The 9,294-nt window shown below is 63.0% G+C and carries 6 protein-coding genes and 1 pseudogene; 5 read left to right on the top strand and 2 right to left on the bottom strand.

Translation table 11 applies throughout. The features are described from left to right. Positions 1-9: 9 nt before the first annotated feature. Positions 10-1,476 (bottom strand): annotated as a pseudogene (locus ACWI6D_RS05115) (molybdopterin dinucleotide binding domain-containing protein); the annotation flags it as partial. A gap of 86 nt (positions 1,477-1,562) precedes the next feature. On the opposite strand from ACWI6D_RS05115, the gene ACWI6D_RS05120 reads away from it, so the two are divergent. Continuing rightward, positions 1,563-1,757 carry a hypothetical protein gene (locus tag ACWI6D_RS05120; protein ID WP_449133904.1) on the top strand — a complete coding sequence of 65 codons (195 nt, stop codon included), beginning with the start codon at positions 1,563-1,565 and terminating at the stop codon, positions 1,755-1,757. 425 nt (positions 1,758-2,182) lie between these two features. Here the strand turns inward: ACWI6D_RS05120 and ACWI6D_RS05125 are convergent, their stop codons facing one another. Then, positions 2,183-5,311: a diguanylate cyclase domain-containing protein gene (locus tag ACWI6D_RS05125; RefSeq protein WP_449133905.1), complete on the bottom strand. Its 3,129-nt coding sequence runs from the start codon at positions 5,309-5,311 to the stop codon at positions 2,183-2,185. Positions 5,312-6,092: 781 nt separating this feature from the next. Here ACWI6D_RS05125 and ACWI6D_RS05130 point away from each other — a divergent pair. The 4 genes from ACWI6D_RS05130 to ACWI6D_RS05145 all read left to right on the top strand — a co-directional run. Next, positions 6,093-6,719: a hypothetical protein gene (locus tag ACWI6D_RS05130; protein ID WP_449133906.1), complete on the top strand. Its 627-nt coding sequence runs from the start codon at positions 6,093-6,095 to the stop codon at positions 6,717-6,719. Between the two features lie 376 nt (positions 6,720-7,095). Then, complete coding sequence (gene loaP / locus ACWI6D_RS05135; protein ID WP_449133907.1) at positions 7,096-7,638, top strand: antiterminator LoaP; 543 nt, start codon at positions 7,096-7,098, stop codon at positions 7,636-7,638. Between the two features lie 24 nt (positions 7,639-7,662). Beyond that, positions 7,663-8,484, top strand: a complete 822-nt coding sequence (locus tag ACWI6D_RS05140; protein WP_449133908.1) for a sugar transferase — start codon at positions 7,663-7,665, stop codon at positions 8,482-8,484. Beyond that, a partial coding sequence (locus tag ACWI6D_RS05145) for a sugar transferase (protein ID WP_449133909.1) occupies positions 8,484-9,294 on the top strand: 811 nt, incomplete at its 3' end. The genes ACWI6D_RS05140 and ACWI6D_RS05145, both read left to right, overlap by 1 nt.

Here is a 9,294-nt window from a genome sequence, read left to right on the forward strand (position 1 = left end):
TCCTTCCCCTTATGCCTTCTCGATGTTCACGAGGAACGCCTTGTACTCCGGAATGAAGCTGTTCGGGTCGCCGACGTTCGGCGTCAGGTCGTTCACCATGTTCGTGTCCGAACCGTGCACGCCCGCCCAGCCGTAGTGGTGCGTCATGCCCACCAGGTGGCGCTTCTCGCCGTTGACGGTCATGGGCTTCACGCGCTTCGTGACCACGGCGGGAATCTCCACCGAGCCGCGGTTGTTCCACACGTGCACCATGTCGCCGCTCTTGATGCCCTTTTCGGCGCCCAGCTCCTCGGAAATCTCGATGAACTGCGCGGGCATGGACTCGATGAGCGCCGGGCACATGCGCGTCTGGCCGCCCGTCTGCCAATGCTCGGTGACGGAATACGTGGTGGCCACGTACGGGAACTCCTTGCAGTCGGCGTGCGCCGTGGACTTGTTCTCGGCGAACTTGATGCAGGGGTTGGACAGGTGTCCGTTGATGATGTTCTTCTCAAGCGGGCTTTCGAAGGGCTCGTAGTGCTCGGGCATGGGCGCGTCCACCATGCCGTAGCTGATGAGGCGTGCGTTTTGCTCCCACGTCATGAAGAACGCGTTGTTGTTCGGCGGAACCGGCTTGCCGCCCTTGACGGCCACGAAGTCGGCGTTGTCGTTGAGCTCCCACTTCTCGCCGTTCCACGTGCACAGCGCCTTCTTCTCGTTCCACGGCTTGCCCTTCGTGTCTGCCGAAGCGCGGTTGTACAGGATGCGGCGGTTGTTCGGCCAGGCGTAGGACCACTTCGGGTACAGGCCCAGGCCCGTGGGGTCGCTCAGATCGCGCGAAGCGCACGGCTGCTCGGCGGCGTCAAGCGGCGCCTTGTTGTTGTTCCAGAAGCCGGAGTACACCCACATGCCGCACGCGGTGGTGCCGTCGGCCTCAAGCTCGGAGTAGCCCGCAAGCAGGTCGGTCTTGGGGTTCTTCGAATCGCAGTTGCAGTCGGTGCCGGCGATGCGGTAGCCGTTGAGCGCCCAGGCCACGGGGCGTGGGTCCATCTTGCCGTCCACGTAGTAGTCCCACTTCGTGTTCAGGATGGGGTCGGGGTTCGCGCCGCCTTCCTTGCGGTACAAATAGCAGATGGCGGTCCAGATGAGGTCGCACATCTCGTAGTCGGGCTTCGCCTGGTCCCACGGCTCGCACGCCTGGAAGCGGTACTGGATCCAGCGGCCGGAGTTCAAGATCATGCCCGGCTTCTCGTAGATCAGCGCGCACGGCAGGTAGTACACCTCGGTCTGGATTTCGGCCGGGTTCATGTCGGGCGCTTTCCAGAAGCACGCGGACTCGGTCTCCACCTGGTCTGCCACCACCAGCCAGTCAAGCTTGGCCATGGAGCGGCGCACGAAGCTGGCGTTCGGGGCGGAGTGGCACGGGTTCATGCCCCAGTTGAAGTAGCCCTTCATGATGCCTTTGTCCATCAGCTCGAACGTGGAGATGTGCGTGAAACTTGCGCAATACGCCAGGCTCTTCGCCTTTCCCGCCGCGCGCGCAAATCGCGTTTTGGGCGCAGGCAAAGGATGCAGCAGCGTGTATGGGTTTGTCTCGTTTCGTGTTTCTTAGGCGCGCTCGCCTTCGCGCCAAAGGTTTGCCCGCGCGCTCGTCCTTCGCGCTGGCAAAATGCAGAATGCTGATGAATGCAAAGGACTTCACGCAGATTGAAGTCGCCTACATTCAAATGCAGAAGGCGGATCCGGATTTCCGCCATCCTAAACGTTACTACTGGTAAGCCATGTTTCCGTTTTGCTACCAGCAAGGGAGCAAATTCTCCGACAAGCGGCATAACCCCAAAGAGGGTGTGCCACCTGATCTGGGTAAACGCCGAAAGTGGTTATATTCTGATACGCAAATGATGCGGAACAAGATGCGTTGAACGGCATCAATGAAAGCCTCCCGCAACCCCACCTCGTAGCGTCGAGCGAAAGCTCGACACCTATTAGAAAGCGCGAATCGCGCCGCATAATTCAGCACGCTGTATCGTTCTGTGGCAAGAAAAAGGCCTTTCTGTATGTGCACGTGCCTCAAGGGGTGCTCGATGGCATCGCAAGCCATGCGTCGCCACCCGCCGCGCAAATCGAGCCCCCTCGCGGGTCGCGCGCCTGCGCGCCCGCCGTCGCCCGGCCCGCAGGCTGCACCCAGATCGTGGGTCGCCCTCTAGCGCCCGTACCTCTTCACAGCGTCGATGAGCGCTCGCATGTCGAGCGGCTTGGACAGGTGCGCGTTCATGCCGGCGGCCTTTGTGCGCTCGCGGTCTTCGTCGAACGCGTTCGCGGTCATGGCGATGATGGGCACGCTTGCCGCATCCGCGCGGTCAAGCGCGCGGATGGCGCGCGTGGCCTCAAGCCCGTTCATCACGGGCATCATCAAATCCATCAGCACCAGCGAGATCGATCCCGGCGCCGACTTCTCGAACGCGGCCACCGCTTCCTTGCCGTTCCACGCCTTCATCACCACGGCGCCGGCGGCGTCGAGGTAGTACTCCGCAATCTCCATGTTCAGGTCGTTGTCCTCAACCAGCAGCACGCGCTTGCCTTCAAGCGACGCCATGTCCTGCGCTTTGTCCGACCCCGGGCCCTGTGCTTCGCCGGCGTCGTCGATGGTAAACGTCAGCCAGAACGTGATGGTGGTGCCCACGCCCTGCTGGCTTTGCACGTCGATGGTGCCTCCCAAGGCATCTACCAGTGACTTCACGATGGACATGCCCAAGCCCGTGCCGCGATAGTGCGTGCGCGCGCCCAGCTCCTCTTGCGTGAACGGCTTGAATAGCTGCTGGTCCACGAACTGCTGGCTCATGCCGATGCCCGTGTCCTCGATCTTGAACTCAAAGCGCGCCACGCCGCCCGTGCAGCCAAGCTCGGTGGCGTACGTGTTCACCGACCCGCCGGGCTTGTTGTACTTGATGGCGTTGCTGAACAGGTTGAGCATGATCTGCCGCAGCCGCAGGTCGCTGCCAATAAGGTGCGCGTGGCGAATGCTCACCTGATAGCTGCGGTGCGCAATGTTGCTTTCCTGCAGCTGCGCGTCCACCAACGACCGCACATCGGCCATCAGCGCTTCCAAATCGAAGCGCACCTGCTCAAGCACCATCTGCCCCGAGCTGAGCTTGCTCATATCCAGCACGTCGTTGACCAGGTCGAACAAGTGGTTTGCGGACAGCTGGATCTTCTCCAGGCACTCGCGGGTTTTCTCGGGGTCCTGGTTGCTCATGCGGATGATTTCCAGCATGCCCAAAATGCCGTTGATGGGCGTGCGGAAGTCGTGGCTCATGCGGTTCATGAACTCGGTTTTCGCCTTGTTCTCCGAGTCGACGGTCTCGAGTGCCTGTTCAAGCCGCTGTTTCTCCTCTTCCTCGTGCTGGTGGAACGCTGAGGTGTTCTTGAGCAGGATGATGCCGCGCACCACGGGCCGGTCGCGCTGCGTTTCGGCGTCGTAGGCGGTGTCGCGCGACATGAGCACGCTTTTCTGCAGCCACATGGTTTGGCCGCCCTTCGTGCGCTCGCGGTACTCGATGGTCACCTCGCTGGCGCCGGCTTCGAAGCGCTTCAACAGCTTCTCGGACGTGTCGATCAGCCGGTAGCTTTCCACCGTGTCGTCGGTGATAAGCTTCGAGCGGCGCCGGCAGTACGCGTCGTAGGAGCACGGCGGCTCGATGCCCAGGTCAAAGCGCTCTTCGGACGGCTGCGTGAACGCGCGCTCCAGCTCGTCGTCCGTCAGGTTCACCGAATAGGCCGTCTGCGCGGACTCTAGCAACGCGTCCACGTAGTGCGCGTTTTCCATGAACGACTGCTTCATCTGGTCGTAGTAGCGCGACAGCTGCTGCTTCTCCGTGGACTCGATGCTGTGGAACGGCTCGAACCCCACGACGAAGTGGTGCAGCGCGCCGCTTTCGCCGTCAAGGAACACCACGGTCAGCCGGCCGCGGTGCGTGTTCAGGTGATAGGGGGCGGTAAGCGTCGGCGTTTGCTCGCCCAGCGTTTGGCGAAGGTGCTCAAGCTGCAGAAGCTTGCGCAGCCGCGTCCGGTCGCTGTCGGCGGCCAGCTCGGCCGCAATCTGCACCGCCGCGCCCGTGTAGTTGCCGCTGTCGGCCAAAAACGCGTCCGACGAGGCGCGCAGCACGCGGTACTGGTCAAGCAGCGCGTCGCAGTACAGGCAATCGGAGAAACGGTAGCCCATGCTTTCGATGCGCTTGAGCGTCAGGCGGTCGTGCTGCTGCATTTCGGCGGCCTCGGCGCGCTTGGCCCGGTTCTTGTCGATGTACATATTCTTGTCGGCCTCGCGTAACAGCTCGCGCAGCGTGGGCGTGCCGAAGTCGCTTGACAGCGCCCAGCCGGCGGCGTAGCTGATGGGCATGGCGGGGTTGGCCTGGGAATACTCCGTGCACAGCGCGCGCAGCTTCGCCAGCTGCGCTTCGACGTTGGCGTGGCTGGCGTTTTGCATCACGGCGATGAACTCGTCGCCGCCGTCGCGGCCCACGAAGCACGCCGGCCCCGCAATCTTGGCCAGCTGCTCGGCGAACGAGCGGATGTAGGCGTCGCCGGCATCGTGCCCCAAGTTGTTGTTGATGGTGCGCAGGTTGTTCAGGTCGAACATGCACATGGCCACGGGCGCGTCGGGCGAGGTGGGCATTTCCTGCCTCAGGATTTCCTCGCATTTGTTCTTGTTCGGCAGACCCGTGGCCTCGTCCAGGTACACCTTTTTCTGCAGCGCGCGGTTTTGCGCGGCCGTGCGGATGGCGCGCGCCAGCTCGATGGCCATGAGCGCGATAAGCCCGGCGATCACGGCGAACACCACGTTTTCCAGCTGGTTGAGCGCGGTGGCCTTCTCCTGCGAGTATTCCTCGGCCTGTTTCGTGGTCGTGTCGCAGATGCCGAAGAACTCCTCGCTTTTCGCGATGATATCGGTGCTTTCGTAGCCCACGTCGCGCACGCGGTAAATCTCGTCGCGCAGCGTGGAGAAGTACGCGGCCAGTTCGGTCATTTTCGCCTGGTACTCGTCGTCGTTCAGGCTGACCAGGTTCAGCTCGTCGCTGCCGAAACGCAGCCCGTTGATGTAGGAGTCCACGGCTTCAAGCAGCTTGTCCTGGGGCTGACCTGCGTCTTCAAGCTTCACGATGCGCTGCGTGGTGCCGCGCACCAGGCCGGCGTAGTTCACCACGCGCGCGGTGCCCTGGATGTCGGCCACCAGCGACAGGATGTTGAAGAACAGCACGATAAGCACGACGGTAAGCGCCGTCATAAGAATGTGGATGATGCGGTTGCCGTTTTTAGCGGCGGGCTTAGACATTGTTCGGCCTTTTCGGTACGTTCGTATTCCTCGTTCGCGCGGCCCGGGGCCACATGCGAAACATTATACCCGCGCCAGCTCCAAGTCAGCGACCAATAACGTCCCATATGCGGAACAATCCGTAATTCGCTTTGGCTTTGATCGTGCGATTGCCGAAGGCTCGCACCCCGCGTTTCGCCAGCACGCTGGGACGGTCTGCCACTTTTAACATGCGGTCGCTGAAGGCTCGTAAGCGCTTAAGCCTTGCAGCCCGATTCCGTAGGGCGAAGCGAAAGCTCCGCCCCAAACAGAAAGCGCCAAAGGCGCGCCACCAAATTAAACGTAACGCCAACAATCAAGTAGCTCGCACGCCCTGGGCCCAGGCACCGCACAAGCCCTGCAAAATCTGGAATGCAACTCCAGATTTTGCGAATAATGTCTCTCAGAAAGCTGGAAGGGCGGCTTTCTGTGCGCGTGCGAGCGTGGAGCCCCGCATGCAAAATCATTTTGCGTGAGGAGAACCACAAAATCATCAAACAGGTCGTTTCCCCAGGTGAAATAACATTTTTGGAAGGCAGAAAAGTACACTTTTTTGCCACTGGGTTATGAATTGCAAGATTCGCGTAATGAACGCTAACCGACCTGCGGTTATGCAAAAATCGATGTGTATAATGGGGCTAATTTCGAAGTGGCAAAAAAGCGTACTTTTCTGCAACTTGGCGAAGAGACCGCCGCGTCCCTGGTGACGCGGCGCCGTTGCCTTATGCCTGGTTGCAGGCTCGTTTCGGGAAAGGAAGGCGGCATGGCGGCGGCACGGCGAGCAGCGCAAAACGCTAGCGGCAACGAGGCGCGCAACGCGCAGCGTCAGCCGGCAGCTGCGCCGTTTCCCGCCGGCCGCCGCGTGCCGAAGGGCACGCTGCGTTGGTATCCCGTGCGCGTGCCGGAAGGCCGCGAGGCCGCTGCCGCCGAGCGCCTGCGCAAGCTGGCGTCGGCGGGCGCGCTCGACGACGCCGTCGTCGTGTCGCGCGAGCGTTGGTTCAAGCGCGCCGGCGCATGGAGCGTGCAAACGCAGCCGCTGTACCGCGGCTACGTGTTCGTCGTGTCGCGCGACGCGGCGGCGCTCGGGCGCGAGCTGGATCGCCTGGGGCTGCACGGCGGTGCGCGGCAGGAGGGCGGCCGCCCGGTGCCGCTGGCCGACGACGTGCGGCAGTGGATCGCCGCGTCCATGGACGGCGCGGGCGTGCTGCGCGCCAGCGAGGGCGTCATCGAGGGCGGCAGCCTGCGCGTGACGAAAGGCCCGCTTGCCGGCCAAGAGGCGCGCGTGGCCAAGGTCGACCGCCATCACCGCGTGTGCGAGGTGCGCGTGGGCCGCGAAGGCGGGCGCGACGTGGTAGAGCGCATGGCGCTCAATGTGCCGGAGAAAAGCTAGCGGCCGGGTTGCTGCCGGCGGCCAGGCCGCGCTTCGGCCGCGAAGGCGGGCGCGGGGCCGGGTGCCCAAGGGCGCGCGGCATCGAGCAGGCGCCGCTTGCCAGCCCGGCGAGCAGTCGGCTGCCGCGCAGCTAACCGCTGCGCAGCCAGTTCGAAATCGCAGCTTGTTGCGCCGCGGGCGCGCGGGCGGGGCAACGTCCCGTCAGCGCCCGCGGCGCAGGAAACTGCAGCGTTTGGGTTTTGAGGACCCGCAGGTGTAAAGCGATGCCGCGTTCGGCGTTCGTACAAGCCTGCGGGAATGAATGCGTTTTCGTTTCGCCATCCCTTGCGGGGGCAGGGGCGAAGCCATGTCGAGAGGCGAAAGGCGGGTGCGGGCCGTGTGGTACGTGATCCAAGTGATGGCAGGCCGCGAGGAAGCGGTGGCCAAAAAGATCAAGCGTGCGGCCGCGGACTTCGCCGAAGAGCGCGGCACGGCGGCGGCCGAGGTGCTGCAAGAGTGCTTCAGCCCGCGCTTCAAGACGAAGGTCCGCCAAGACGGCAAGTGGGTGGACGACGAGCGCCCGCTGCTGCCGGGCTACCTGGTGGCCGTGACCGGCAGCGCCGCCGTGCTTGACACGGCGCTCAAGCGCGTGCCCGAGCTCACCCGGATCCTGGGAAACGACAACGCATTCATTCCGCTGAAAGACGACGAGGCCGCCTGGATCGACGCGTTCACGCGCAAGGGATACCGGGTGGTGGAGATGTCCGAGGGCTTCAAAGAAGGCGGCAAGGTGACCGTGACCTCCGGCCCGCTGGTGGGCTACGAGGGCGCCATCACCAAGATCGACCGCCGCAAGCACGAGGCATACCTGCAGCTTGAAATCATGGGAAGGAAAAAGGAAGTAAAGGTTGGCTTCAACCTCGTCAGAAAAGCACAATGAACTGGGATTGGGCGTGACGCTGTAGTGGCTAGCGAAGCTGTTGCAGCCAAGGCCGCCGAAGAGCGCGGCAAGCAGGCCGACGCGAAGGTGGTCGACTTCGAGTCCATCGCGCCGAAGAACGCCGCCGCGCGCAACACCGTGCGAAGCGGCGCGGCGTGCGACCTGGGCGCCCAGGAGCGCCGCCGCGAGGGCGTCGAGCGCGCAGGGCGGCTGCGCGAGGAGCTGGGCGAGGGGCCGGTGACCGGCATCGAGGGCCGCCTGGCCTACCGCTTCGCCAAGCGCGCGTTCGACGTGGCGTTCTCGGCCGCGGTGCTGGTGGCGTTCTGCTGGCTGTTCGCCATCATCGCGGTGCTCATCAAGGCCGACGACCCGAAGGGCCCGGTGCTCTTCAAGCAGCGGCGCGTGGGCAAGGGCGGCGAGACGTTCCAGATGTACAAGTTCCGCAGCATGTGCGTGGACGCCGAGGAGCGCCTGGCCGAGCTGCGCGAGCTCAACGAGAAGACCGGCCCGGTGTTCAAGATGGCCGAGGACCCGCGCGTCACCCGCGTGGGCAGGTGGCTGCGCAAGCTGTCGCTCGACGAGCTGCCCCAGTTCATCAATGTCCTGCGTTCGGATATCCCTTTGCGCATATTAAAAACGCGTCCGGAGTTCTCTGAGAAATCTATGGGTGCGTTCGCGCTTCCCGCCAAATCTAGCACGAACAGAGGAAAGGCGTTTTCGCAGGTCGCGAGCTGTTTTGCAAGCGGCCTGCGGACATGCCGCATCTCTGGGTTCAATTGTAAACGCGTTGGCAGCATGGGAGGGCAATTTCTTGCAAAACCCGTTTTTAAGGCGGTGTGTGCATAGTGGCCAGTGATTTCACGGCCGTTTGCGAGCCCGCGAAGGCGAGGTCCGACGTTTGGGATTCGCCGTCAACTGAAGCCAGCCGAGTGACGGCGAGCAGCGGTGCCTTGGAGCGCAAAACTGTTCGTAGTGGTTTCGCGTATGACATCAATGGCGGCAGGGGCTCAGCCGAAAGCTCCGAGCGCGCCAGACGCCTCAAGGAGGAGCTTGGGAGCGTGCCTGTTACCGGCATCGAGGACAGGGTGGCGTACCGCTTTGTTAAGCGTGCGTTCGACATCGTTTTCAGTGCGGCGGTGCTCGTTGTGTTTTGCTGGCTGTTCGCCATTATCGCGATTCTCATCAAGGTCGACGATCCGAAGGGCCCCGTGTTCTTCAGCCAGGAACGCGTGGGCAAGGACGGCAGAACCTTCCGGATGCTGAAGTTCCGCAGCATGTGCGTGGATGCCGAAGACAAGCTCGCCGAGCTCAGGGAGCTCAACGAGAAGACCGGCCCGGTATTCAAGATCGCCGAGGACCCGCGTATCACCCGCGTGGGCAAGTGGCTGCGCAAGCTGTCGCTCGACGAGCTGCCCCAGTTCATCAATGTCCTGCGCTCGGATATGAGCATCGTGGGCCCGCGTCCCGCATTGCCGGCTGAGGTCGCGACCTATAACGACTACCAGCGCCAGAGGTTGCTGGTGAAGCCGGGCCTCACCTGCTATTGGCAGACGCGTCGCAACCGTGACTCCATCACATTCGACGAGTGGGTCGACCTTGACCTGCTTTACATCAAGAAGTGCTCCGCATGGAGCGATTTGAAGCTGATTATTCAGA

This window comes from Senegalimassilia sp., from assembly GCF_977052095.1.

Bases quoted from the DNA above. Each gene is read 5' to 3' on its own strand.
- ACWI6D_RS05120 (WP_449133904.1), top strand. From the start codon at position 1,563: ATGGGTTTGTCTCGTTTCGTGTTTCTTAGGCGCGCTCGCCTTCGCGCC.
- ACWI6D_RS05125 (WP_449133905.1), bottom strand. From the start codon at position 5,311: ATGTCTAAGCCCGCCGCTAAAAACGGCAACCGCATCATCCACATTCTT.
- ACWI6D_RS05130 (WP_449133906.1), top strand. From the start codon at position 6,093: ATGGCGGCGGCACGGCGAGCAGCGCAAAACGCTAGCGGCAACGAGGCG.